The following is a 22,511-nucleotide window of genomic DNA, read 5'->3' as shown; positions in this document are numbered from 1 at the left end:
TTTCAACGTTTGTAGCGGTGCGGAACGAAGGGGAGCGGGGTGACCGTTGCGGGCTGGGGCTTGCCGCGCAGGATCACGTGGATCTCGGTGCCGGGGGCGGCGTGGCTGGCGGTCACGTAGCCCATGGAGATCGGCGCCTGGAGCGTGGGGGCGAACCCGCCGCTGGTCACGGTGCCGAGCGGTGTGCCGTCGGGCGCGGTGATCTCGACGCCCGCGCGCACGGGCGCGCGCCCCTCGGGGCGCAGGCCGACCAGCCGGCGGGCGGGACCGTCGGCCAGCTCGCCCAGGATGCGCGCGGCACCCGGGAAGCCCCCCTCGGCGCGGCGGCGCTTCGGGATCGAGAACCCCAGCCCCGCCTCGGGCGGCGAGGTGCCCTGGTCGATATCCTGGCCGTAAAGCGGCAGGCCCGCCTCCATCCGCAGGGTGTCGCGCGCGCCCAGCCCGGCGGGCATGGCCCCCCCGGCGATCAGCGCCCGGGCGAAGGCCTCCGCCGCGGTGGCGGGCAGGGAGATCTCGAACCCGTCCTCGCCGGTATAGCCCAGCCGCGACAGGCGCAGATCCTGTCCGTCCCACGCCGCCTGCGCGCTCTGCATGAAGCGCAGATCCTCCGCCGCGGGCACCAGCCCGGCCACCAGCGCGGCTGCCGCGGGGCCCTGCACGGCGATCAGGGCGTGGTCCTCGATGACCCGAAGGGTGCAATCGGGCAGCCCCGCGCGCAGCAGGCCCACGTCCTGGTCCGCCATGGAGGCGTTGGCCACCACATAGAGCCCCCCGGGATCGCGGGTCACGATCAGGTCGTCATAGATCCCCCCCGCCCCGGTGGTCAGCTGGGTATAACGGGCCTGCCCGGGGGCGAGGCTGGTGATGCCGCCGGGCACCAGCCGCTCCAGGGCGGCGGCCGGGTCGTCGCCGGTGATCTCCATCTGGCACATGTGGCTGACATCGAACAGGGCGGCGCCTTCGCGGCAGGCGGCATGCTCGGCCATGATGCCCGTGGGGTACTGCACGGGCATCTCCCACCCGGCGAAGGGCACCATCTTTGCGCCTAACTCAAGATGTAGGGGGTGCAGCGGCGTTTTCTTCAACATGGGGCGCTTTCCGAGGTGAGTCGCCAAGGGGACATCCGTGCCGGTTTCCTATCGGAAACACGCCCCCCCGTGCAAGCCGGGAAGGCGGGCGCGGCGAAATATCCGCCTGCCCGAACCGACTACCGCGCCCTTGGCGCTTGCATCCGCCCGCGGCCCGCGCCCATCTTGGCCCGAACCACGTCCGGAGGCCCCATGTCCGCAGAAATCACCCCGTTCGGGAAGACCGCCCAAGGCACGCAGGTCCACGCGATCACCCTCGCCAGCGACGCGTTGCGGGTGACGCTGCTGACCTGGGGCGCGGTGATCCAGGATGTGCGCCTGACCGGGGTGGCGCAGCCGCTGACCCTCGGGACCGCGGATCTGGCCGCCTATGCCGGGGCAATGAACAGCTTCGGCGCGCTGATGGGGCCGGTGGTGAACCGGATCAAGGGGGCCGCCGCCCCGATCGCGGGCCAGCGCCACGCCTTCGAGGCCAATCTCGACGGCGCCCATACCAAGCATGGCGGCAGCCACGGGCCGCAATACCGGGTCTGGCACCTGCTGGAGAGCAGTCCGACCCATGCCCTGCTGGAGACGGTGCTGCAGGACGGGCTATCGGGCTTTCCCGGCAACCGCACCCTGCGCGCCGAGTACCGGGTGAACGGCGCCGATCTGGACCTGGTGGTGATCGGCACCACGGACGCCCCGACCCTGATGAACATCGCCAATCACAGCTACTGGAACCTCGACGGCTCCGACAGCATCGCGGGCCATACGCTGCAGATCGCGGCGGACAGGGTGACGGTGAACGGCGACGACCTGATGGTCACGGGCGAGGTCATGGCGGTGGCGGGCACCCGGTTCGACTTCCGCAGGCCCCGCGCGTTCGACCCGGGCCCCGAGAACCGGTTCGACCTGAACTACGTGCTGGCCGATGCCAAGCGGCCCCTGAGCCATGCCTGCACCCTGACCGGCACCTCCGGCGTGCAGATGGAGATGTCCACCACCGAGCCGGGGTTGCAGGTCTTCGATCTGGGCACCTTCACCACCGCGCCCCATCCGGGCCATGCGGGCGCGCCCTATCTGCGCTTCGCGGCCATCGCGCTTGAGGCGCAGGGCTGGCCCGACGCGGCGAACCATGCGGGCTTCCCGCCGATCGAGATCGGCCCCGATCACCCCTATCACCAGCACACGCGCTGGCGGTTCCGCCGCCCCTGACACCCGCCGCGCCGCTCCTCCGCCCTGCGGGCGTCCTCGCGCGGCCCGGGGCTCAGCTGCCGCGATAGGTGGAGAACGAGAAGGGCGAGAGCAGCAGCGGCACATGGTAATGCGCCCCCGGATCGCTCATCCCGAAGCGGATCGGGATCTCGTCGAGAAAGAGCGGCTCCGCCCCCGCCTGCCCGGTGTCGCGCAGGTAGTCGCCCGCATGAAACAGCAGCTCGAACACACCGGTGCGGAACTCCGCTTGGGGCAGGATCGGGCCATCGGTGCGCCCGTCGCTGTTGGTGTGCTTGGCGGCGACCACCTCGCGCATGGTCCCGTCCAGCCGGTAGAGCACGATATGCATCCCCGCCGCCGGCACGCCCCGCGCGGTGTCGAGCACATGGGTGGTCAGATAACCTGTGTCTTGCGCCATGGCGCTCCCCTTCCTGTGGTCCCGAGGCGGCTCCGCGGCAGACCGCCGCCACAGCGCTCCGGCCCCAGGATCGGGTCACGCCCCGCGCCGGTAGAGCCCCTGCGGGTCGCTTGGCAGTAGGCGCAATTCCGACCCCGAAGGGAAGGGAAATCTTGCCCCCCGCACCGCGCCAGGGGCAGGGACAACGGGCCCCGGGCGGGACGCCTCGCGCAGGCGCAGGCGCGCGCTCGGCCACCGGGCCAACGATCTTCGAAGATCGTTGCCGCGCCCGGCCCAGGCCTCTGGTCACGATGCCCGGACCAGCACCGGACCGCGCCGCACGCGCAGCGCCCGGCCCGACGCGCGCCACCTGCCACCGGGCCAACGGTCTTCGAAGACCGTTGCACCGCGCCGCTCAGAACTTCGACATCCGGATGGCCACGTCGAGCATCCGGTTCGCGAAGCCCCATTCGTTGTCGTACCAGCCGAACACCCGCACCATCCCGCCGGCGCTCACCTGGGTCTCCCGCGTCGCCATGATCACGCTCTCGGGCCGCTGGCGCAGGTCCGACGACACCAGCGGCTTGCCCGTCACCCCGATGATCCCGCCCGCGGCCTTCTCCAGCGCCGCGTTCACCGCCGCCACCCCGGGCCGCGCGCGCAGCATCACGCTCAGATCCACCGCCGAGACCGACGCCACCGGCACCCGGACCGCCGCCCCCTGGATCCGCCCCGCCAGCCCCGGCAGCACCAGGTCGGTCAGCGCCTGGGCGCTCGTGGTCGTGGGCACCATGGACAGGGCCGCCGCCCGGCTGCGCACCGGGGTGTCCATCGGCATGTCCACCGTGGGCTGGCTGCCGGTATAGCAATGCACCGTGGTCATGTGCCCGGTCTCGATACCGAACGCGCGGTCCAGCAGGTTCACCAACGGCGCGACCGCATTGGTCGTACAGGACGCGTTCGACACGATCCGGTGCCCGCGCCCCAGCTCCGCGTCATTGGCGCCCAGCACCAGGGTCCAGTCCGCCTGCAGCGACGGCCCCGACACCAGCACGCGCGCCGCCCCCGCCTCCAGCGCCCGTTCGGCAAAGGCCCGGTCCGAGCCGCGCCCGGTGCACTCCATCACCAGGTCCACCCCCGACAGGTCCCGGTCCCGCAGGTTCGCCACGGTCGAGAACGGGATCCGCCGCCCGTCGACCACCAGCGCCCCGGCCTCCATGCCCACCTCGCCCCGCCAGGGGCCGAACACGCTGTCGTATTCGAAGAGATAGGCGCAGGTCTCCAGCGGCGCGATATCGTTCACGCCCACGATCTGCAGCCCGGGCCAGCCACCGCGGAGCCAGGCCCGCAGGACGGATCGGCCGATCCGACCGAACCCGTTGATGATCACATTGTACTGTCGCATGGGGGGCCTCCTCGCCCCCTGACATGACCCAAGCGCGCAGCCCGCGCAAGACGCCCTGTCCATCGGCCGGATACCCGCCATGCCCCTTCCCCGAGACCGGCAGCGGCACCTGCGCGGACGGGTCGGAGAGATCCGCCATCCGCGCAGGCGCCCCTGCCCCCGATTGCGCCGCGCCAATCCGACCGGCATATCCCGGCACGACACCGCCCGGCCCACGGCACGGGCGGCGCAGCGCCCTTTGACCGAGATCAGCGACACCGCCCCGCGATGCGCTATGCTGAGGCGCAAGAGAGGACACCCCCATGTACACACGCATTCTGGTCCCCGTGGACCTCGACAACGCCGACAAGCTGACAAAGGCGCTCGATCTGGCCGGACAGACCGCCAAGGCCCACGGGGCCGAGGTGATCTATGTCGACGTGGTCGACGCCGTGCCCACGACCTCGACCCGCACCGAAGGGCAGAAAGCCGGCGCGCGGCTCGCGCAATTCGCCGCCGACCAGGGTCTGGCCCATGACATCAAGACCCGCGGCCATGTCACCCTGCGCGGCGATCTGAGCCTGAACGTGGGCGCCGACATCCTCAAGGCCGCCCGCGATACCAAGGCCGACCTGATCGTCATGGCCACCCACATGCCGGGCCTGAAGGAGTATTTCCTGTCCTCCAACGCCGGCTACGTCGCCACCCACGCCCCGATCACGGTGACCGTGGTGCGCTGACGCGGCCCCGTCGTCCGGCCGTGGCCCGAACGGGCCGGGCCGGGGGCGTTCGGGACCTATGCGCGGCCGCGACATGGGCCCACGCGCACACGGCGCGCGCGACACCCCCTATTTCCGACAATTTTTGTAGACTTCGCGCGCGGGTCTGGTAATTGTCGACCGCCAGCTCCGCGCCGAAGGCGCCGAACGCACGCTTTCCAACCACAATCCCATACAGGAGCTTGCCATGACCTCGCGCATGACACGGCGTTTCTTCCTTGCATCCACGGCGGCGGTTTCGGTCGCCAGACCGGCCCTCGCACAGTCGCAGACCGTGGTGGAAATGCTCAACAAGGACCCGGACAACCCCAGGCTGCGCATGGTGTTTTCGCCACGGATCGTGGTCGTGCAGCCCGGCGACACGGTGAAATTCGCCGCCACCGATCCCAGCCACAACAGCGCCTCGATCGACGGGATGCTCCCCGAAGGCGCCGAGGCATGGAACGGCAAGATCAACGAGGAAATCGTCGTGTCCTTCCCGACGCCCGGCTTATATGGCTACAAGTGCACACCCCACGCCGCCACCGGCATGGTCGGTCTCGTGATCGTCGAGGGCGCGGGCATGATGGCCAATCTCGAAGCAGCGCAAGGCGTCAAACAGCGCGGGCGCGCCGCGAAGGTCTGGGAAGAGATCTGGGCCGAAGTCGCGGAGATGGAGTTCGCCATTTCCTGACGCAGGCGCGGGCCGGCCGCCCCCGCGCCCGCGCTCTTGCGGGCCCATGGCCGACGCCCGCGGCGAGGCGGGGCGCGCGCGCAAACCTCCGGGGCCGCGCCGCGGCTGGCCCCGCCCGACTCCGATCCGCGCCGCTGCGCGCGCCCGGAGGCAGGCCACAGGACGGGACAGCGGGTCGCACCCGGGGCGTCTGGACCCGCAAAGCCGCAAGGCTAACTCAGGTTCAAGACCCGAAGACCCGAGCCTAGCCCTCCCGCGGAGTTCCCGATGGACACACTGATCCTGTCGCGCATCCAGTTCGGCGCGAATATTTCGTTCCACATCCTGTTCCCGACGATCACCATCGCGCTCGGCTGGGTGCTGCTGTTCTTCAAGCTGCGCTTTCAGGCCACCGGGGACGGCAAATGGATGGAGGCGTATCGCTTCTGGGTGAAGGTCTTCGCCCTGAGCTTCGCCATGGGCGTGGTGTCGGGCATCACCATGTCGTTCCAGTTCGGCACCAACTGGCCGGGCTTCATGGAGCATGTCGGGAACATCGCCGGGCCGCTTCTGGCCTACGAGGTGATGACCGCCTTCTTCCTCGAAGCCGTGTTCCTCGGCATCATGCTCTTCGGGGTCAGCCGTGTGCCGCCCTGGCTGCATACGCTGGCCACCTTCCTCGTGGCCTTCGGCACCACCATGTCCGCCTTCTGGATCCTGGTGCTGAACAGCTGGATGCACACGCCCCAGGGGTACGAGATCCGCGATGGCGTGGCCTATGCCACCAACTGGCTCGAAATCGTCTTCAACCCGTCCCTGCCCTACCGGTTCAGCCATACGTTGCTGGCCTCGGGCCTGACGGTCGCCTTCCTGCTGGCGGGGCTGTCGGCCTTCCGCTGGCTGCGCGGCGACCGCTCCGACGGCGTGCGCGCGGCGATGCGCACGGGCGTGACGCTGGGCGCGCTGCTGATCCCGGTGCAGATCTTCGTGGGCGACATGCACGGGCTCAACACGCTCGAACACCAGCCCGCCAAGGTCGCGGCGATGGAAGGCCACTGGGACGGCGACAAGAGCCCGGTGCCGCTGGTGCTCTTTGCCCTGCCTAATGCCGAAACCCGCGAGAACGATTTCGAGATCGCCATCCCCTATCTCGGCTCGCTGATCCTGACCCATTCGCTCGACGGCAAGATCCCCGGCCTGAACGACTTCGTCACCGAGGACGGCGAGGTGCTGCACCCGCCCGTGGCCAAGGTGTTCTGGTCGTTCCGGGTGATGGTCGCCACCGGCATGGCCATGCTGGTGATGAGCTGGGCCGCGATGTGGTTCATGCGCCGGGGCCGCGGCATCGAAGGCCTGCCCAAACCGATGCTCTACGGCTTCGTCGCCATGGGCTTTTCCGGCTGGATCGCCACGCTGGCGGGCTGGTACACCACCGAGATCGGCCGCCAGCCCTGGCTGGTGGACGGGGTGCTGCGCACCGCCGACGCGGTGGCGGACGTGCCCGCGGGCATGGTGCTGGGCACGCTTCTGGCCTATCTCGCGGTCTACGCGGCGCTGATCTTCTGCTATATCAGCGTGCTGACCTATCTCGCGGCCAAGGCGGCCAAGGGCGAGCCCACCCGCATCTTCGACACGCCCCGTTCGGGCGAGGCCGAAGTGCGCGCCATCACCCCGGCGGAGTAGGACCATGGGCGCGATCTTCTCCGACCCGGCCCAGTGGTTGCCGCTGACCTTTGCCGCCCTCATGGGGCTCTCGATCCTGATCTACGTGGTGCTCGACGGGTTCGACCTGGGCGTGGGGGTGCTCTTCCCCTTCGCCGAGGACGCCGAGAAGGACCGCATGGTCGCCTCCATCGGCCCGTTCTGGGACGCAAACGAGACCTGGCTGGTGCTGGCCATCGGCATCCTCCTGGTGGCCTTTCCCGCCGCCCATGGCGCGATCCTCACCGCACTCTACTTGCCCGTGGCGATCATGCTGATCGGGCTGATCCTGCGCGGCGTATCCTTCGAGTTTCGCGCCAAGGCCCCGGCCGCCCAGAAACGCGCCTGGAACAACGCGTTCTTCATCGGCTCGATGATGACCTCGCTGAGCCAGGGCTTCATGCTGGGGCTCTACATCATGGGCCTGCAATGGACGGTCTGGACCGTGGGCTTCGCCACCCTGACGGCGGTGTTCCTGACTGTGGCCTATTCCTTCATCGGTGCGACCTGGCTGGTTCTGAAGACCGAAGGCGCGCTGCAACTCAAGGCGGTGGAATGGTCCAAGGGCGGGATCTGGGGGCTGGTGCTGGGCCTGGGCGCGGTGTCGCTGGCCTCGCCGCTCGTCAGCCCGCGCATCTTCGACAAGTGGTTCTCCTTTCCCGAGATCGTGCTGCTGGCCCCCCTGCCCTTGATGTTCTGCCTGCTGATCGGCCTGCTGTTCGTGGGGCTCAAACGCCTGCCCACCGCCGATGACAGCTTTGCCTGGCTGCCCTTCGCGGCGACCATCGTGCTCTTCATCCTGGCGTTCTTCGGCCTGGCCTATTCGTTCTACCCCTACGTGGTGCCCGAGCAGCTGACGATCTACGAGGCCGCCAGCGCGCCGGAAAGCCTGCTGATCATCCTCGTGGGCACGGTCTTCGTGCTCCCGGCGATCCTGGGCTACACGGTGCTCAGCTACGTGATCTTCCGCGGCAAGGCGCGCGCGCTCAGCTACGACTGAGCCGCCGCCCGGCGCCGGGCTCACATCATCGCGGCGGGCGAGCGTTCGGTGAACACCCGGATATAATCGCCGGGCGACGATCCCGCCCAATAGACCCAGAGCCGGAACGGGTTCTCCGCGTCGATCCAGACCTCGTCGCCCCGCTCCAGCCCGCGCAGGTCGGTGCTGATATAGGTCACATCCGTGTTGGCCAGGAAATCCGTCGCGTCCATCGTCCCGGGCTGCGCCGCGATGCCGAGGATCGGCGCGTCGAACTCCACATAGCCGTATTGCACCCCGTCGATGCTGTCGAAGAACACGTAATGGCTCGCCACCACCTGCCCCGCCGGGATCACCCCATCCTGTCCGCCGATATCCACCCGGATCGGCGCGGCCAGCGCGATGTTCTGGTCCTCGTCGAAGGCATAGAGGTGATCAGTATTGAAATTGTCCGCCCCCACGGCAAACCCCGGGCTGGTCTCCAGCTTCACGAAGCTGCCCGCGCCGCTCTGGCGCAGGATCTGCCCGTCGAGCACCACCGCCCCCGCCGTCGCCCCCCAGACCGCCACCGCCAAACCGCCCCATCCTGCGCGCATCCCGTCCCTCCCCGTGACCGCCCCCAGCCTACGGCACGGCCAGCCCCGGGCAAACCCCTGGCGGAAACCCGCGCCGCGGGGCCCCTTGCCAAACCGGCCGCGCTTCGATTGTCTGAGCGCGAACGGACGCAAGGGGGACCACCATGGCACTGGAAATCTACCAATACCCATACGGACCGGGCGCGAATTACGGGGTTCTGCTGCATGACCCGTCCTCCGGGGCCACCGCCTCGGTCGATGCCGGCGACGCCGCCGCCCTGCGCACCGCCCTGAAGAAGACCGGCTGGACCCTGTCGGAGATCTGGATCACCCACCACCATGCAGACCACACCGACGGGGTGGCGGAGATCAAGGCCGAAACCGGCTGCACCGTGATCGGCCCCAAACCCCAGAGCGCGCCGATTGCCGGGGTCGATACCCGCTACGGCGACGGCGAAAGGTTCGACTTCTCCGGCCACGAGGTGCGGGTGATCCACACGCCGGGCCACACCATCGACATGATCAACTTCCACCTGCCCGCCGAGGGCGTGGCGTTCACCGGCGACACGCTCTTCGTGATGGGCTGCGGGCGGCTCTTCGAGGGCGACGGGCCGATGATGCATGCCAGCCTGCAGAAACTCGCCGCCCTGCCCGCCGACACGGTGATCTACTGCTCCCACGAATATACCGAGGCCAACGCGGATTTCGCCCTGACCGTGGACCCCGAAAACCCGGACCTCAAGGACAAGGCCGCCCGGGTGAAGGCCCTGCGCGCCCAGGACAAGCCCACCGTGCCCACGACGCTCGCCGAAGAGCTGGCGACCAACCCCTTCCTGCGCGCCCATGACACCCGCATCCGCGCCCATCTGGGCCTGGAAACGGCCAGCGATGCCGAGGTCTTCACCGAAATCCGCCGCCGCAAGGACAATTCCTGACGCGGGCGCCGCTCAGTCCGCCCCGGCCACCCGCCGGGCGGGCGCGTCCGCAGGCACCCAGCCGCCGATCTCCAGGATCAGCTTGCGCCGGATCGCGTCGCCCAGGCTCGCCTCGCTATCGGCGGTGATGACGAAGGCCCCCGGCCCGCCAATGATCCGCTCTGCATAAATCCGCTCCAGGTCCGCGCCGCTGGGCCGCCCGTTGCAGAACCGGCACAGGATCGGCAGGCCATTGATCGTGATCCCCGCCGCCAGAACCTCCGACCGGGCCTCGGCAATGGACGGCCCGTTCCAGTTGTTCGCGCTGTCACCGGAAAAATCGATCACCTTGCGCCAGCCCTCATAGGCGTTGGTCTCGATCAGCTCCTTGCCCTTGAGCAGCGCCGAGCCGATCGCGTTGCGCCCGAAGGCCCGGCGCGGCGGCGGCAGCAGGGCCTCGGCAAAGGCCCGGGCGCTCGCCGCATCCGAGATCACCATCCACGGCACCACCACGTCCTCGGTGCCCGCCGCCGCCCATTCCACGTAGGTCACCGCGATCTTGCCATAGGCCGAGCCCTCGATCACCGCCAGGACCGACGGGTCGGTGATCGCCTCGGCATAGCCCTGGCGCTGGAACGCGATCTCCGCCGCGTCGATGGAACCAGACGCATCGGCCAGCAGCACCAGTTCGACCTCCACCTCCTCGGCGGTGGCCAGCTGCGGCATCAAGGCAAGAAGGAGGCCAAGCGCGATCCGTTTCATCCCCTGGAGGTAGCGCGCCCCGCGATCCGGAAAAGTCAGGCCTTCTGGGTCAGGTACACGCCCAGCGCCATCGCCGCGATACCCAGCGCCCGCGTCGTCTCCAACGGGGTCTGGCGCGCGCCGAACAGGCCGAAATGGTCGATCACCGCCGCCGAGGCCAGCTGCCCCAGCAGCACGAAGAAGACCGCGTTGCCGACCCCGAAACTCGGCGCCACATAGGTGATCGACAGCACGTAGAACGCCACCAGCACACCGCCCAGGAACAGATGCCGGGGCTGGGCCGCAAGCCCGTCGAACCCCTGCCGCCCCGTGGCCAGCATCACCACCGTCGTCGCACACAGCGCCACCAGGAACAGGATGAACGCCGCCGTGGCCGGCGCGCCGATCTGGCTGCCCAACCGGGCGTTGAGCGCCGCCAGCACCGGGATACCGATCCCGGCGAGCAGCATGACAAGGGCGTGTGTGGGCATCTGGGGGCTCCGCGATCCGTTCGGCCCATCCTGACCGCGCCCCGCCGTGGCGGCAAGCAAAGTTGCGCGAAATCAAGGAGTCGGAAACAAGACCCGGCTATGCTCGACCCGGAACGAGGCAGATTGCAGGAGGTATCTGGACATGCGTGAGCTTCTATTCGGACTGGGCACCGCCGCCATGCTGTTTTCCGGACCGGGCCTTGCGGACCCGGTGGACGAGGGGCGGCAGCTCTTTCGCGACTATTGCGTGACCTGCCACGGGATGGAGGGGCGTGGCGACGGGCCGATGACGCAGGTGCTCACCATCGCGCCCCCGGACCTTGCGCGGCTCAGCGTGGATAATGACGGGGTCTTCCCGGTCAGCCGCGTGGTCGCCCGGATCGACGGGCGCATGCCCATCCTGGGCCATGGCGGCCCCATGCCGGTCTTCGGGGATCTCTTCGACGGCGAAGCCGGCGCGCTGGACAGTGAAACCGGCGCCCCGATCCTGACCAGCCGCGCCATGGTCGCTGTGGTGGCGTACCTGCAATCCCTCCAGGACTGACCGCGCCCGCGGACCGCCTGCGATTGACATTTTCCAGGAAAGAAACCTGGTGGCGTGGGAGAGACTTGAACTCTCGACCTCACGATTATGAGTCGTGCGCTCTAACCAGCTGAGCTACCACGCCGCCGTGCGCGGGTGGGTATGCCACCGGGTTTGGGGCGTCAAGGGGCATTTCGCCCCCGGGGCGCGGATCACCGCCGCCACGCCCGGGACAGCTCACCCGCCCCCAGGACCCCCGACGCGCAACGCCGCCCTGCCCCGCCGCGAGTCTGTCGCGCCCGCGGATCGCCCGAAGACCCGGCTCCGGCAGGTTTCAGCCCATATTTCCGCCCGATAATTGCGCAAGCCGCTCATTTCACGAGCAAGAGACCCCCAACCCGGGGCCCATGCGGCGCCAGAACGCCCTTGACCCCCGATTCCCGGTTCTGCCCGGTGCCGTCCTGTCCGAAGTTGCAGGCGCCGCCCCGGCCCCCGGTCGATCCCGCGGCAAGGAAGGTGTGCGACGGCAAGGGTCCTGGCAGTTCTCTGCCGCCGCACTGGATGCAACACAGGTGTTGCAAGAGGGTATGTATGCAGATCCCGGCCCCGGTTCAATCCGCGGGCCCGCCCTGCCCTCCTGCGACGCGCTCTTTGGGAAACAAGCGCATGAAATTTTTCAACAAATCCTTGATGGCCGCTGGCGTCGCGACGGCCCTGCTGTCGACCACCGCCCTGGCCCAGGAAGACACGATCAAGGTCGGTATCCTGCACTCGCTGTCCGGCACCATGGCAATCTCCGAGACAACCCTGAAGGACGTCATGCTGATGCTCATCGAAGAGCAGAACAAGAAGGGCGGCATCAACGGCCAGATGCTCGAAGCCGTGGTCGTGGACCCCGCCTCCGACTGGCCGCTCTTTGCCGAAAAGGCCCGTGAGCTGATCGAGGGCGAAGGCGTCGACGTGGTCTTCGGCTGCTGGACCTCCGTGTCCCGCAAATCCGTCCTGCCCGTGTTCGAGGAGCTGAACTCGATCCTCTTCTACCCCGTCCAGTACGAGGGCGAGGAAAGCCAGCGCAACGTGTTCTACACCGGGGCGGCTCCGAACCAGCAGGCGATCCCGGCGGTCGACTACCTGATGAACGAGGAAGGCGTCGAACGCTGGGTGCTCGCGGGCACCGACTACGTCTATCCCCGCACGACCAACAAGATCCTCGAAGCCTACCTGCAGTCCAAGGGCGTCGCCCCCGAGGACATCATGATCAACTACACGCCCTTCGGCCATTCCGACTGGCAGACCATCGTCTCCGATATCGCCACCTTCGGCTCGGCGGGCAAGAAAACCGCCGTGGTCTCGACCATCAACGGCGACGCCAACGTGCCGTTCTACAAGGAGCTGGGCAACCAGGGCATCTCCGCCGAAGACATCCCCGTGGTCGCCTTCTCCGTGGGTGAGGAAGAGCTGGCCGGTCTCGACACCGAGCCGCTCGTGGGCCACCTGGCCGCATGGAACTACTTCATGTCCGTGGACACGCCGGAAAACGACGCGTTCATCGACACCTGGATCGAATTCATCGGCGACGAGAACGAAGTCACCAACGACCCGATGGAGGCCCACTATATCGGCTTCAACATGTGGGTGAAGGCCGTCGAGGCCGCGGGCACCACCGACCCGGATGCGGTGATCGACAGCATCGTGGGCGTGTCCGTGCCGAACCTGACCGGGGGCCTCTCGACCATGCTGCCCAACCACCACATCACCAAGCCGGTGCTGGTGGGCGAGATCCAGGATGACGGCCAGTTCGACGTGGTCTGGGAAACCCCCGGCCTGGTGCGCGGGGATGCGTGGTCCGACCACCTGCCCGAGAGCGCGCCGCTGATCTCCAACTGGCTGCCGCCCATGTCCTGCGGCAACTTCAACACCGAAACCGGCACCTGCGGCGGCGGCTCCTGAGCCCCGCCCCGACCGCGCCCCGCAAGGGGTGCGGTCCCGCCTGACCCGGTGCGCGGCCCCGATGCGGGCCGCGCCTCCGAGAAACCCGACCTGCGCCCCCGAGAGAGACATGACAATCCTTCGCCTGTGCCTTGCAGTCCTGTTGACCTGCCTTGCCACGCTGACCGCCCCCGGCCCCGCCGCGGCCCAGAGCTTCGAGGACCTCGTCGCCGACCTGCCCGAGGGGAAGTTCGCCGAGCGCAGCGCCGTAGTCGCCCGGCTTGCCGCCCTGGGCGATCCCCGGGCCGTGCCCGTGCTGGAGGTGCTGCGCGACGGCAATCTGCATGTGCTGAAATCCAACGGCGCCGTGGTCGCCATTCGCGAGATCGCGGGCGATGACGTGGCCTACGACGCGATCACCGGCGCGGAATACGGCATCGTGCCCCGGCGCGGAGCCACCAAGATCCGCGTCAATAACGGCCTGCGCCGGGACATCCGGGCGGCCATCGGCACCCTGACCCTGCGGGCGCCGGACCCCGCCCTGCGCCTGGCCGCCGCCGAGGCCGCTTTTTCCGCGCCGGACCCCGACCAGCTGGACCTGTTGCGCGCCGCGCGGGAGGCCGAGAACACCGGCACGGTGGCCGAGGCCCTGGACTACGCCATCGCTGCCACCCTGATCGCCGCCGACGCCCCCGAAGCCGAGCAGGTCGCGGCCATCGAAGTCCTGCGCGAGATGGGCAACCAGGACGCGCTCTCGATCCTCACCCCGCTGCTGCAAGCCACCAACCCGGTGCTGGCCCAGGCCGCCGCCGAAGCGGTCGCGGCCATCGAGGCCAATCAACGGTTCTGGAACATGGCGCAGAACGTGTGGTTTGGCCTCTCGCTCGGCTCGGTGCTGCTGCTGGCGGCCATTGGGCTTGCGATCACTTTCGGGGTGATGGGCGTGATCAACATGGCCCATGGGGAGCTGGTGATGATCGGCGCCTACACCACCTTCTTCGTCCAGGAGATCATCCGCACCTCCTTTCCGCACCTCTTCGACTGGTCGCTGCTGATCGCGGCGCCACTGGCCTTCCTGATTGCCGGGGCCGTGGGCGTGGCGATCGAGCGGGGCTGCGTGCGCTTCCTCTATGGCCGCCCGCTGGAGACGTTGCTGGCCACCTGGGGGATCAGCCTGATCCTGCAACAGACCGTGCGCTCGATCTTCGGGCCGAACAACCGCGAGGTGGGCAACCCCAGCTGGATGTCCGGCGCTTTCGAGGTGGGCCAGATGACGATCACCTACAACCGGCTGTGGATCCTGCTCTTTGCCCTGGCGGTCTTCGCGGTGCTCCTCTTCGTGCTGAAGAAAACCGCCATCGGGCTGCAGATGCGCGCCGTGACCCAGAACCGGGCGATGGCGGCGAATATGGGCATCCGCACCGGCTGGGTCGATGCGATGACCTTCGGGCTGGGCGCGGGCATCGCGGGGCTCGCAGGGGTCGCGCTGAGCCAGATCGACAACGTCTCGCCGAACCTCGGGCAGAGCTACATCGTGGACAGTTTCATGGTCGTGGTCTTCGGCGGGGCGGGCAACATCTGGGGCACGCTGGCGGCGGCCTTCAGCCTCGGGATCGCGAACAAGTTCCTGGAGCCCTACGCGGGCGCGGTGCTGGCCAAGATCCTGGTGCTCGTGTTCATCATCCTCTTCATCCAGAAGCGGCCCCGCGGGCTCTTCGCGGTGAAGGGCCGGGCGGTGGAGAACTGACCATGACGCGCGTGATTTCCCTAACCAATCCTTACGCGACCGCGCGGAGGTGCCCGACACTTGCCCGACACATGTCCGACGCAGGCCCGACGCCGATCCGACACGGTCGGACGGCCAATTCCGGGACACCCGAGCAGGCGGCAACATGGCTCTCCCGCCCCCGGCTTTCGGACCGCTGCGCGGCCCCTCACCCGGCGTTGGGCCCGGCCGGCCGCTCCGCGTCCGGCAGGGACGCGGGCGGCCGCACGAAGCGCTTCGAGGCTGCCTCTCTGCCCTTCCGATCCCATGGGAGGACCGCCCCATGACCCGCCTTGTCGACCGCCGCATGGGCATCTTCCTGACCGGCCTGTTCATCCTCACCGTGGCCATCCCCGCGGGCAACCTGTGGATGGAGGGCCAGCCCGTCCCCTCCTATATCGTCAGCCTGCTGGGCAAGTACCTGTGCTATGCGCTGCTCGCCGTCGCGCTGGACCTGGTCTGGGGCTACACGGGCATCCTGTCGCTGGGTCACGGGGCCTTCTTCGCGCTTGGTGGCTACGCCATGGGCATGCACCTGATGCGCGAGATCGGCGACCGCGGCGTCTATGCCAACCCCGAGCTGCCCGACTTCATGGTTTTCCTGAATTATCAGGAGCTTCCATGGTTCTGGTACGGGTTCGACCAGTTCTGGTTCGCCTGCCTGATGGTGCTTCTGGTGCCCGGTGCGCTGGCCTTCGTCTTCGGCTGGTTCGCGTTCCGCAGCCGGGTGACCGGCGTCTACCTGTCGATCATCACACAGGCCATGACCTATGCCTTGATGCTCGCCTTCTTCCGCAACGAGATGGGCTTTGGCGGCAACAACGGGCTGACGGATTTCAAGGACGTGCTGGGCTTCGATCTGCAATCGGATGCCACCCGCGCGGGCCTCTTCGTACTCTCGGCCCTGGCGCTGACGGCGGGGCTGCTGATCTCCAAGGCGATCACCAAGTCCAAGCTCGGCCAGATCCTCGTCTGTGTCCGGGATTCGGAGGCCCGCACGCGGTTCCTCGGCTACCGGGTGGAGCGCTACAAGCTCTTCGTCTGGGTGGTCTCGGCGATGATGGCGGGGGTCGCGGGCGCGCTCTACACACCCCAGGTGGGCATCATCAACCCCGGCGAGTTCAGCCCCGCCAACTCCATCGAGATCGTCATCTGGGTCGCCCTCGGCGGCCGCGGCACCCTCGTCGGCGCCGCCATCGGCGCCATCCTCGTGGCGGCCGCCAAGACCCTTCTGACGGGCTGGTTCCCCGAGATCTGGCTCTTCGCCCTCGGCGCGCTCTTCATCTTCGTGACGATCTTCATGCCCAAGGGCGTGCTGGGCGTCGTCGAGAAAACCTTGAAACGCAAGAAGAAACCAGAGCCGGAACCGAGGGAGGCAGAGGCATGAGCATTCAGCTTTCCCTCAACGGCGTGAACCGCAGCTTCGACGGGTTCAAGGCGATCAACAACCTCAGCCTCACGGTCGAGAAGGGTGAGTTACGCGCCATCATCGGCCCCAACGGCGCGGGCAAGACCACGATGATGGACATCATCACCGGCAAGACCCGGCCCGACGAGGGCGAGGTGCTCTGGAACCAGACCGTGGACCTGACCCGCACCGACGAGGCCGACAGCGCCAATCTCGGCATCGGGCGCAAGTTCCAGAAACCGACCGTGTTCGAAACCCACACCGTGGCCGACAACATCGCGCTCAGCCTGAAGGCAGACCGGGGCATCTGGGCCACGCTCTTCAACCGGCGCACCGCCGCCGAGGAGGCGCGGATCACCGAGCTGCTCGAACTGGTGAAGCTCGACGGTGACCGCGACCGGCTGGCGGCGGACCTCAGCCACGGACAGAAACAATGGCTGGAGATCGGCATGCTTCTGGCACAGGACCCTGAATTGCTGCTGGTGGACGAACCCGCCGCAGGCATGACCGACGCCGAGACCATGCGCACCGCCGAGCTTCTGCGCGGTATCGCGGGCAAGCACACGGTGATCGTGGTCGAACACGACATGGATTTCATCCGCGCGCTCGACTGCCGTGTGACGGTGCTGCACCAGGGCCATGTGCTGGCCGAAGGCTCGCTGGACCATGTCTCCGCCAACCCACAAGTCATTGAAGTCTATCTGGGCCGCTAAGATGCTGAACATCGACAATATCGACCTCCATTACGGCGCGGCGCAGGCCTTGCGCGGCGTCTCCATTTCCGCCGAGCCGGGCAAGGTCACCACCGTGCTGGGGCGCAACGGGGTGGGCAAGACCACGCTCCTGCGCGCCATCACCGGGCGTCAGCCGATCTCGGCGGGCCGGATGGAGTGGGAAGGCACCGATCTGTCGACGCTGCGCGCCGATGCCCGCGCCCGGGCTGGGATCGCCTCGGTCCCCCAGGGGCGGGAGATCTTCCCCCTGTTGACCGTGCAGGAGAACCTGGAAACCGGCTTCGGAGCGCTGCCGCGCGCGCTGCGCCACGTCCCCGACGAGGTCTTCACCCTTTTCCCGGTCCTCAAGGATATGCTGGGCCGGCGTGGCGGCGACCTGTCGGGTGGCCAGCAACAGCAGCTTGCCATCGGCCGGGCGCTGGTGATGCGGCCGCGCCTCTTGGTACTCGACGAGCCGACCGAGGGCATCCAGCCCTCGATCATCCAGGATATCGGCCGCGCGATCAGCTACCTGCGCGACCGGGGCGACATGGCGATCTTGCTGGTGGAGCAGTACTTCGACTTCGCCCGCGACCTCTGCGACAGCTTCGCTGTGATGGATCGGGGCCAGATCGTGAAAGCCGGCACGCGCGACTCCATGGATGAGGCAGAGCTGCGCGGCCTTCTGACGGTGTAACTTCCCGCAGGACCGCGCCAGCGTCCGAGCTTCACAGCGTCCCGAACAGGCGGAGTCGTGGCTCTCCCGCCCCCGGCCCACGCCCCTTGCGGGGCTGGACCGGCGTTGGGCCCGGCCGCCGCTACGCGACGGTGGGCCCGCCCCAAAGGCCCTTCTGACGCGCCTCCCACCTCGCGTTTTCGGACGCCACAGACCCTTCCATGCGCTCCGCGTATGTCTTCTTTTGCGCAAAAATACTCCGGGGGTGTGGGGGCAGCGCCCCCACGCAGATCGGGGGGTGCGGGGGGCTTGCCCCCCGCCGGGGCGACGCGCATCGCGCGGCGCAATACCATGCCAAACCGTCCAGCACCCAGGAATAGTGCATCGTCAACCGTGCGACGCGCGCAGCGCGGCGCAAAACCTGACCCGCCGTCCATCCGGGCCTTGCCCTTCCCGCCCCACAGCGTCACCTTGGCCCCGACGAAGGACCCACGCCCCATGCCCATCACCACCTGCATTTTCGACGCCTATGGCACCCTGTTCGATGTCAGCGCCGCCGCCCGCGAAGCCGCCGCGGAGCCCGGGCGCGCCGCCTTCGCCACCCATTGGCCGCAGATCGCGCGGGACTGGCGGCTCAAGCAACTGCAATACACCTGGCTCCGCGCCGTCACCGGGGATCACTGCGACTTCTGGCAGGTCACGCAGGACGGGCTGGACTGGGCGCTGGAGGCCGCGGGCCTCGGCGACGATGCGGAGCTGCGCGAACGCCTGTTGCAGCTCTACTGGGAGCTGTCGGCCTACCCGGAGGTGCCCGCCATGCTCGGCGCGCTCAAGGACCAGGGCCTGAACACCGGCATCCTGTCCAACGGCGCGCCGGACATGCTCGCAGGCGCGGTGGACAGCGCCGGGATCGGGGCGCTGCTCGACGATGTGCTCAGCGTCGAATCGGTCAGCATCTTCAAGCCCGCGCGGCTGGTCTATGACCTCGTCGGCGCGCGCTTCGGCTGCAGCCCGGAGCAGGTGATGTTCGTCTCCTCCAACGGCTGGGACGCGGCGGCGGCCGCCGCCTACGGGTTCCGCGCGGTCTGGGCCAACCGCGCCGAAGAGCCCGTCGACCGCCTGCCCGCGGTGCCCGACCGGATCGTCGCCGACCTCCGGCCCCTTCCCGTCCTCGTGAAAGAGCTCTGATGCCCCAGATCACCGCGCCCGACGGCACCCGCCTGCATTACACCGACGAGGGCGCGGGCATCCCGCTGCTGTGCCTGTCGGGCCTGACCCGGACCACCCGGGATTTCGACTACGCCCTGCCCCACCTGACCGGCGCACGGGTGATCCGGATGGACTACCGCGGCCGGGGGCAAAGCGACTGGGCCGACCACAGGTCCTACACCCTGCAACAGGAGGCCGCGGACGCGCTGCAACTGCTCGACCATCTCGGGCTGGACAGGGCGGCGATCCTCGGCACTTCCCGCGGCGGGCTGATCGCCATGGGGCTGGGGCTGGGGGCGCGGGAGCGACTGCTGGGCGTGTGCCTCAACGATATCGGGCCCGAGCTTGACCCCAAGGGGCTGGAGGTGATCATGGGATACTTGGGCCGCAACCCGGCCTATGCCACCCATGCCGAGATGGCCGCGGCCATGCCCGGGCTGATGACCGGCTTTGCCAATGTGCCCGCCAGCCGCTGGCTGGAGGAGGTGCAAAAACACTATACCGAAACCCCACGCGGGCTGCAGATCACCTATGATCCGAAGCTCCGCGATGCCGTCGAGGAGGCCGGGGCCACGGCGGCCCCGGACCTCTGGCCGTTCTTCGAGGCGCTGGCGGGGCTGCCCGTGGCGGTGATCCGGGGGGCGAATTCGGACCTTCTGAGTGCGGCGACCGTGGTCGAGATGGCGCGCCGCCACCCGGGCCTGATCGCCGCCGAAGTGCCGGACCGCGCGCATATTCCCTTCCTCGACGAGCCGGAGTCGGTCGCGGCCCTGCGCGCCTTTCTTGCCGCCGTGACCCCATGAGCGGCGCCCCCGATTTCGACCGGATCAAGGCGGCGGAGGCGCGGCTCGACGGGCATGTCCGGCGCACGCCGCTCCTGAGCGCGCCCGCGCTCGATGCGCTTGCCGGGCGCCGGGTGCTGATCAAGGCCGAGTGCCTGCAGCACACCGGCTCCTTCAAGGCGCGGGGCGGCTGGGCGGCGGTCTCGGCCCTGCCCGCGGCGGTGCGGGCGCGCGGGGTGATCGCCTGTTCCAGCGGCAACCATGCCCAAGGCGTGGCCCGCGCCGCGGCGGCCCATGGCACGCGGGCGCTCATCGTGATGCCTGGCGATGCGCCTGCGCCGAAAGTGGACAACACCCGCGCCCTGGGGGCGGAGGTCGTGTTCTACGACCGGGCGCGGGAGGATCGGGACGGGCTGACCGCGACTTTAGCGGAGCGCGACGGGCTGACCCTGATCAAACCCTATGACGACACCGAGGTGATCGCGGGTCAGGCCACCACCGGGCTGGAGATCGCCGCCCAGGCCGCTGCGGAAGGCGTCCACGCGGCGGAGGTGCTGGTGTGTTGCGGCGGCGGCGGGCTGAGCGCGGGGATCGCCCTGGCCCTGGCCGAGACCGCGCCACGGATGCGCGTCCGGCCGGTGGAGCCGGACGGCTTCGACGACATGGCCCGCTCGCTCGCGGCGGGCACACGGCTGGCCAACAGCGCGCGCGACGGCTCGATCTGCGACGCGATCCTGACCCCGATGCCCGGCGAGATCACCTTCCCCGTGCTCGCGTCGCGGGCGGGACCGGGGCTCGTGGTGACCGAGGGTGAGGTGCTGCGGACCATGGCGCTGGCCTTCCAGCACTTGAAACTGGTGCTGGAGCCGGGCGGCGCGGTGGCCCTCGCGGCGGCACTGTTCCGCCCCGACGCGCTCTCCGGCGACACGGTCATCGCGGTGGCCACCGGGGGCAATGTCAGCGCCGAGGTCTTCGCCCGCGCCCTGAGCATGCCTCCGACCCGCGCCTGACGCCCCGCTTCATCGTTGCAAAAATACTCCGGGGGCGTCGCGTCCGCGACGGGGGCAGCGCCCCCTGCGGCGGTCAGGCCGCCTCGAGCCGTTCGGCCAGCCCGTTCACCAGGTAGGCGAGCGAGGCACGCTTGCCCCGTTGCACCCGGCTGGAGATCAGGAAGGCGACGCTGGCACTGTCACAGGCGATGGAGCGGTCCACCAGCCGCAGCAGCCAGGTTTCGTCGAAAGTCACGCTGCGGGCGTCGGGGCCGTGCCATTCGGGGGCGCGGCCCAGGGCCTGCTCCAGGGTGCGGGCCACGGCATCGGCGAAATCATGGGCCGAGGCCTCTTCGCGCAGGGAAAGCACCGCGCAGGCCTTGAAGAGGTCGAGCCGCGCGGCGCTGCGCGATGCATCCGCCCGACGGCGGATCAAGGCCAGAACCTCCTGAGCGCGGTCCGCGTCGAGGGGCGGGGAAATGGGCTCTTCTGGGGTCAACATTCCGGGATCCGATTCTGCAACTGTCCTAACCGCGCGACACCGGACCGACAGGGCCGGTATCGCGTGACACAGTTTGGCAGAGTTCCCGGCAATCCAAAGGGACGTCGCGCCGCAGCGCAGCAATCGGTCGCAGCCTCGGGCATCAAACGCCCGTTTCAGGTCACGCGTGCGCCGTCAGCCAGCTGAAAAACCCGTCGGGCGCGCGGGCGCGGAGGCGTTCGGCCACCTCCCTGCCCATTTTTGCGGCATCTTCCACCGGTGCGGTTTCGGAATCGCTCAGCACTTCGGAGCCATCGGGGCGCAGAATTTCGGCACGCAAGTGAATCGAGCCGCCGTCAAGCTCCGCCAGACCGGCGATCGGGGTCTGGCACGAGCCGTCCAGGGCCGACAGGTAGGCGCGCTCGCAGGCCAGGCGGTGTCCGGAAGGTCCGTCGTGAATCGCGGCCAGCATTTCGGCCGCACGCGGATCATCGGCGCGCCGTTCGATCCCGATGCAGCCCTGGGCGACCGCGGGCAGCATGTCTTCGGGCGCAATCGCGCTGCGCGGGACCTCGTCCATGCCGAGCCGGTTCAACCCCGCCATGGCAAGAAAGGTCGCATGGGCCACGCCGTCGCCGAGTTTCTTCATCCGGGTCTGCACATTGCCGCGGAACTCGACCAGTTGCAGGTCCGGGCGCCGATGGGCCAGCTGCGCGCGCCGCCGCAGGGAACTGGACCCGACCACGGCCCCCTCGGGCAGATCCGCCAGCGTGCCCCCGTCGAGCGTCACGAAAGCGTCGCGCACGTCCTCGCGCGGCAGGTAGGTGTCGAGTGCCAGTCCCGCGGGCGTGTCCACGGGCATGTCCTTCATCGAATGCACCGCGATGTCGATGCTCCCGTCCAGCATGGCGTCCTCGATTTCCCGGGTGAACAGGCCCTTGCCGCCGATCTCGCTCAGCGAGCGGTCCTGGATCCGGTCCCCGGTGGTCTTGATGACCACGATCTCGAAGGCCTCCTCCGGCAGGTCGAACGCGGCCGACAAACGGGCCCGCGTCTCATGGGCCTGGGCCAGCGCGAGCAGCGAGCCGCGTGTGCCGATTTTCAAGGGTGAATCGGGGGTCGGGAGTGTGATAGTCAT

Annotated in this window: 23 protein-coding genes and 1 tRNA gene; 15 read left to right on the top strand and 9 right to left on the bottom strand. The window is 68.8% G+C overall.

The features are described from left to right. Positions 1–2 precede the first annotated feature (2 nt). Complete coding sequence (gene gcvT, locus PVW48_RS12750) at positions 3–1,088, bottom strand: glycine cleavage system aminomethyltransferase GcvT (RefSeq protein WP_274581615.1); 1,086 nt, start codon at positions 1,086–1,088, stop codon at positions 3–5. Positions 1,089–1,280: 192 nt separating this feature from the next. On the opposite strand from gcvT, the gene PVW48_RS12745 reads away from it, so the two are divergent. Beyond that, positions 1,281–2,285 (top strand): aldose epimerase family protein, encoded by a 1,005-nt coding sequence (locus PVW48_RS12745; RefSeq protein ID WP_274581614.1) that lies wholly within the window; start codon positions 1,281–1,283, stop codon positions 2,283–2,285. Positions 2,286–2,337: 52 nt separating this feature from the next. On the opposite strand, the gene uraH is transcribed toward PVW48_RS12745, so the two are convergent. Both uraH and PVW48_RS12735 read right to left on the bottom strand, forming a co-directional pair. Continuing rightward, positions 2,338–2,703, bottom strand: a complete 366-nt coding sequence (uraH, locus tag PVW48_RS12740) for a hydroxyisourate hydrolase (RefSeq protein ID WP_012179345.1) — start codon at positions 2,701–2,703, stop codon at positions 2,338–2,340. Positions 2,704–3,097: 394 nt separating this feature from the next. Then, entirely contained in the window at positions 3,098–4,087 is a 990-nt protein-coding gene (locus PVW48_RS12735; protein WP_012179346.1) for a type I glyceraldehyde-3-phosphate dehydrogenase, read from the bottom strand. A gap of 302 nt (positions 4,088–4,389) precedes the next feature. Here PVW48_RS12735 and PVW48_RS12730 point away from each other — a divergent pair, with 302 nt between their 5' ends. The 4 genes from PVW48_RS12730 (at position 4,390) to PVW48_RS12715 (ending at position 8,198) form a co-directional block, all read left to right on the top strand. Next, the gene (locus PVW48_RS12730) at positions 4,390–4,806 is read left to right on the top strand and encodes a universal stress protein (RefSeq protein ID WP_274581613.1); all 417 of its coding nucleotides are present in this window, start codon (positions 4,390–4,392) and stop codon (positions 4,804–4,806) included. A 238-nt stretch (positions 4,807–5,044) separates the two neighbouring features. Continuing rightward, the gene (locus PVW48_RS12725; protein WP_274581612.1) at positions 5,045–5,518 is read left to right on the top strand and encodes a pseudoazurin; all 474 of its coding nucleotides are present in this window, start codon (positions 5,045–5,047) and stop codon (positions 5,516–5,518) included. A gap of 267 nt (positions 5,519–5,785) precedes the next feature. After that, positions 5,786–7,180 (top strand): cytochrome ubiquinol oxidase subunit I, encoded by a 1,395-nt coding sequence (locus tag PVW48_RS12720; RefSeq protein WP_274581611.1) that lies wholly within the window; start codon positions 5,786–5,788, stop codon positions 7,178–7,180. 4 nt (positions 7,181–7,184) lie between these two features. Further along, entirely contained in the window at positions 7,185–8,198 is a 1,014-nt protein-coding gene (locus PVW48_RS12715; protein ID WP_012179350.1) for a cytochrome d ubiquinol oxidase subunit II, read from the top strand. 20 nt (positions 8,199–8,218) lie between these two features. Here PVW48_RS12715 and PVW48_RS12710 read toward each other — a convergent pair whose 3' ends face one another. Continuing rightward, complete coding sequence (locus tag PVW48_RS12710; RefSeq protein ID WP_274581610.1) at positions 8,219–8,773, bottom strand: hypothetical protein; 555 nt, start codon at positions 8,771–8,773, stop codon at positions 8,219–8,221. A 143-nt stretch (positions 8,774–8,916) separates the two neighbouring features. On the opposite strand from PVW48_RS12710, the gene gloB reads away from it, so the two are divergent. Next, entirely contained in the window at positions 8,917–9,687 is a 771-nt protein-coding gene (gloB, locus tag PVW48_RS12705; RefSeq protein ID WP_274581609.1) for a hydroxyacylglutathione hydrolase, read from the top strand. 12 nt (positions 9,688–9,699) lie between these two features. On the opposite strand, the gene PVW48_RS12700 is transcribed toward gloB, so the two are convergent. Beyond that, positions 9,700–10,428 carry a DUF1194 domain-containing protein gene (locus PVW48_RS12700; RefSeq protein WP_012179353.1) on the bottom strand — a complete coding sequence of 243 codons (729 nt, stop codon included), beginning with the start codon at positions 10,426–10,428 and terminating at the stop codon, positions 9,700–9,702. Positions 10,429–10,463: 35 nt separating this feature from the next. Further along, positions 10,464–10,898 carry a DMT family transporter gene (locus PVW48_RS12695; protein ID WP_044027927.1) on the bottom strand — a complete coding sequence of 145 codons (435 nt, stop codon included), beginning with the start codon at positions 10,896–10,898 and terminating at the stop codon, positions 10,464–10,466. A gap of 142 nt (positions 10,899–11,040) precedes the next feature. On the opposite strand from PVW48_RS12695, the gene PVW48_RS12690 reads away from it, so the two are divergent. Continuing rightward, positions 11,041–11,442 carry a c-type cytochrome gene (locus PVW48_RS12690; protein ID WP_012179355.1) on the top strand — a complete coding sequence of 134 codons (402 nt, stop codon included), beginning with the start codon at positions 11,041–11,043 and terminating at the stop codon, positions 11,440–11,442. Positions 11,443–11,489: 47 nt separating this feature from the next. Here the strand turns inward: PVW48_RS12690 and PVW48_RS12685 are convergent. Continuing rightward, positions 11,490–11,566 (bottom strand) — tRNA-Met (locus PVW48_RS12685). Between the two features lie 521 nt (positions 11,567–12,087). Here PVW48_RS12685 and urtA point away from each other — a divergent pair. From urtA to PVW48_RS12645, 8 genes are all read left to right on the top strand, one after another. Beyond that, a complete protein-coding gene (urtA, locus tag PVW48_RS12680; protein ID WP_044028887.1) occupies positions 12,088–13,371 on the top strand; it encodes an urea ABC transporter substrate-binding protein in 1,284 nt (427 codons plus the stop codon). Positions 13,372–13,480: 109 nt separating this feature from the next. Then, positions 13,481–15,097 carry an urea ABC transporter permease subunit UrtB gene (gene urtB / locus PVW48_RS12675; protein WP_274581607.1) on the top strand — a complete coding sequence of 539 codons (1,617 nt, stop codon included), beginning with the start codon at positions 13,481–13,483 and terminating at the stop codon, positions 15,095–15,097. Between the two features lie 301 nt (positions 15,098–15,398). Beyond that, positions 15,399–16,502, top strand: coding sequence for an urea ABC transporter permease subunit UrtC (urtC, locus tag PVW48_RS12670; RefSeq protein WP_274581606.1), 1,104 nt, complete (start codon positions 15,399–15,401; stop codon positions 16,500–16,502). Continuing rightward, the gene (gene urtD, locus PVW48_RS12665) at positions 16,499–17,236 is read left to right on the top strand and encodes an urea ABC transporter ATP-binding protein UrtD (RefSeq protein ID WP_274581605.1); all 738 of its coding nucleotides are present in this window, start codon (positions 16,499–16,501) and stop codon (positions 17,234–17,236) included. Before urtC ends, urtD begins: the two co-directional genes overlap by 4 nt. A 1-nt stretch (position 17,237) precedes the next feature. Next, positions 17,238–17,933, top strand: a complete 696-nt coding sequence (gene urtE / locus PVW48_RS12660; protein ID WP_274581604.1) for an urea ABC transporter ATP-binding subunit UrtE — start codon at positions 17,238–17,240, stop codon at positions 17,931–17,933. A 477-nt stretch (positions 17,934–18,410) separates the two neighbouring features. Then, positions 18,411–19,100: a haloacid dehalogenase type II gene (locus tag PVW48_RS12655; protein WP_274581603.1), complete on the top strand. Its 690-nt coding sequence runs from the start codon at positions 18,411–18,413 to the stop codon at positions 19,098–19,100. Continuing rightward, complete coding sequence (locus PVW48_RS12650) at positions 19,100–19,924, top strand: alpha/beta fold hydrolase (RefSeq protein ID WP_274581602.1); 825 nt, start codon at positions 19,100–19,102, stop codon at positions 19,922–19,924. Before PVW48_RS12655 ends, PVW48_RS12650 begins: the two co-directional genes overlap by 1 nt. Further along, on the top strand, positions 19,921–20,913 hold the full coding sequence (locus tag PVW48_RS12645; protein WP_274581601.1) for a threonine ammonia-lyase: 993 nt from the start codon (positions 19,921–19,923) through the stop codon (positions 20,911–20,913). The genes PVW48_RS12650 and PVW48_RS12645 overlap by 4 nt, the downstream gene beginning before the upstream one ends. 73 nt (positions 20,914–20,986) lie before the next feature. Here PVW48_RS12645 and PVW48_RS12640 read toward each other — a convergent pair whose 3' ends face one another. Together PVW48_RS12640 and hemC are read right to left on the bottom strand one after the other, a co-directional pair. Next, the gene (locus PVW48_RS12640) at positions 20,987–21,394 is read right to left on the bottom strand and encodes a hypothetical protein (RefSeq protein ID WP_012179364.1); all 408 of its coding nucleotides are present in this window, start codon (positions 21,392–21,394) and stop codon (positions 20,987–20,989) included. Positions 21,395–21,554: 160 nt separating this feature from the next. Beyond that, positions 21,555–22,511 carry a hydroxymethylbilane synthase gene (gene hemC / locus PVW48_RS12635; RefSeq protein ID WP_044027934.1) on the bottom strand — a complete coding sequence of 319 codons (957 nt, stop codon included), beginning with the start codon at positions 22,509–22,511 and terminating at the stop codon, positions 21,555–21,557.

Origin of the sequence: Dinoroseobacter sp. PD6 (genome assembly GCF_028807315.1) — a bacterium.
Classification (GTDB): Bacteria; Pseudomonadota; Alphaproteobacteria; order Rhodobacterales; family Rhodobacteraceae; genus Dinoroseobacter; species Dinoroseobacter shibae.
This window is presented reverse-complemented; position numbering and strand designations above follow the sequence as displayed.